This is a genomic window from Caballeronia sp., assembly GCF_049581465.1.
Classification (GTDB): Bacteria; Pseudomonadota; Gammaproteobacteria; order Burkholderiales; family Burkholderiaceae; genus Caballeronia.
Genome location: NZ_JBAUSA010001153.1, coordinates 1 through 2,295, shown reverse-complemented (window position 1 = coordinate 2,295; position 2,295 = coordinate 1). Strand labels below are relative to the sequence as shown.

Genomic DNA, 2,295 nt, shown 5'->3' with positions numbered 1-2,295 from the left:
CACAAACCCAGCGCGTGGACGAGATCATCGCGGCGCTCGAAAAACTCGGGACGCGCATCGACGCAATGAGCTGCGCAGATAGCGCCGCGTTCATCGACTTGAAGCGCCTTTCCGCGGTGATGAAAGGCGAAACCGCACGTCGATGAACGGGCTGCATCACCGGCTTGATCGACCTCTATTCGAGTTCTAGCGGCAACGCTCGAATGCCCTCGGCGTCCACGCGCAGATAGCCGCCGCGTGGTTCGCCGTGATCCAGTTCCCAGTCAGGCATGACCCAGCGCACGCCATCGGTTTCCCTGTGACGGGCGGGTAGATGCGTGTGGCCGTGGATCATCGTATGGGTATCGGTACGCTTGAACAGTTGCGCCACGGCTTCGCGCGTGACGTCGTATTTCGCCTCGGCCGGACGCATTCTTCCTGCCTCGCTGTTCGAGCGCATGCGCTCCGCAATCGACAATCTCATCGTCAGCGGCAAGCTCAGGAAAGCCCGCTGCGCGACGCTATTGCGCGCGAACCGTCGAAACCGTTGATAGGCAGGGTCGGCTGTGCAAAGCGCATCGCCGTGCGCAACCACAATGCGCGTGCCGAACGCGGTAATCACGAAAGGATCGGGAAGCGGCAACGCGCCGGCTGCCCGCATGAACCCCTTGCCGAGCAGGAAATCCCGATTCCCGTGCATGATGTACAACGCTATGCCCCGTTCGGATAGCGTATGCATCAGCGCGGTCATGCGTCTTACAAACGCTGCACGCGGACCGGCTACGGAGGGCTTCAGCACGTCGTCGCCGACCCAGAATTCGAACAGGTCGCCAAGGATGAATACCGAGTCCGCCCCGTTTGCCGTGACTTCGATGAAATGCTCGAACGCTGCGACGGTGCGCGGAATGGTGTCGTTCAAATGGAGGTCGGAAATGAAAAACAGCGGACGCATGGCGTCCGCTGTTTCCACGCTGTGCGTGCCGTCGATCATTCCTCGACGACGACTGCCTTCTCGATCACGACGTCGTCCACCGGCACGTCCTGATGAAAGCCCTTCGATCCCGTCTTCACCTTGCGGATCTTCTCGACGATGTCGAGGCCATCGACTACCTTGCCGAACACGGCATAACCCCAGCCTTGCGGCGTCGGCGACGAATGGTTCAGGAACTCGTTGTCACCCACATTGATGAAGAACTGCGCCGTCGCCGAGTGCGGGTCATTGGTGCGCGCCATCGCGACCGAGCCGTGCTCGTTCTTCAAACCGTTGTTCGCTTCGTTGTCGATCGGGTCATCGGTCGGCTTTTGCTTCATGCCTGGCTCGAAACCGCCGCCCTGGATCATGAAACCGTCGATCACGCGATGAAACACCGTGTTGTCGTAGTGGCCTTTCTTTACGTAGTTCAGGAAATTTTCAACCGATTTCGGTGCTTTTTCGGCATTCAGTTCCAGCTTGATGATGCCGTGATTCGTATGCAGTTCGACCATGATGGGTTCCTTTCCTTATCTAAGAGTACGGGGCCATGACGCTTAAGCGCACGGCGCATGCCTGTTGCCGGCTTATCCGGGCCAGGCTTACTGGGCGACCACGGTGGCCGACTGGATCAGGATCGGCTGTTGTGGCACGTCGCTCATCCCGCCGCGCGTGGTGGTAGGCGTGGCTTCGATCTTCTTCACGACGTCCAGGCCGACCACGACCTTGCCAAACACCGCGTAACCGTTGCCGTCGCCGTTGGGGTAATCGAGCGCGGCATTATCGACAGTATTAATGAAAAACTGTGACGTCGCCGAATCCGGATCGCTCGTGCGCGCCATGGCGAGCGTGCCCACCGTGTTCTTCAACCCGTTCTTGCTCTCTAGCGGGATCGGCGCGCGCGTCGGCTTCTCAGCGCCGTTCGCTGAATAACCGCCGCCCTGGATCATGAAGCCCGGAATCACGCGATGAAAAATCGTGCCGTTGTATTGGCCGGACTTCACGTAGTCGAGGAAATTGGCGACGCTCTTAGGCGCTTTCTCGGGATACAACTCGACCTTGATGTCGCCATCGGAGGTCTTGAGCAGGACGGTCGGATGCGCGGCTGTCTGAGCCGATTGAGCAAACGCGGGTGCCTGGGCGATGAGTGCAGCGCTGCCGAGTGCCAGCAACAAACGTTTCATGTGAGATTTCCTCTGGTTGGATCTGCAACGTAAAGCGCACAAGCGGCGCGTTGGATAGAGGTTCGAACGTGACGTGTTCGAACCTGCTTCGTCACGGCGCCGTGGCTGGGGTGGCCGGGGCAGCATAAGGCGTGCTGTTGGCCGGCACACTCGGTCCGGGGA

General features: G+C 59.8%; 3 protein-coding genes. All 3 read right to left on the bottom strand.

What is annotated here, in order from left to right; all coding sequences use genetic code 11:
• Positions 1-175: 175 nt before the first annotated feature.
• Positions 176-970 (bottom strand): UDP-2,3-diacylglucosamine diphosphatase, encoded by a 795-nt coding sequence (locus tag WCA53_RS28225; RefSeq protein ID WP_423918723.1) that lies wholly within the window; start codon positions 968-970, stop codon positions 176-178.
• Positions 967-1,464 (bottom strand): peptidylprolyl isomerase, encoded by a 498-nt coding sequence (locus WCA53_RS28220; protein ID WP_423918720.1) that lies wholly within the window; start codon positions 1,462-1,464, stop codon positions 967-969. Before WCA53_RS28220 ends, WCA53_RS28225 begins: the two co-directional genes overlap by 4 nt.
• Before the next feature lie 87 nt (positions 1,465-1,551).
• On the bottom strand, positions 1,552-2,133 hold the full coding sequence (locus WCA53_RS28215; protein WP_423918717.1) for a peptidylprolyl isomerase: 582 nt from the start codon (positions 2,131-2,133) through the stop codon (positions 1,552-1,554).
• Positions 2,134-2,295 lie beyond the last annotated feature (162 nt).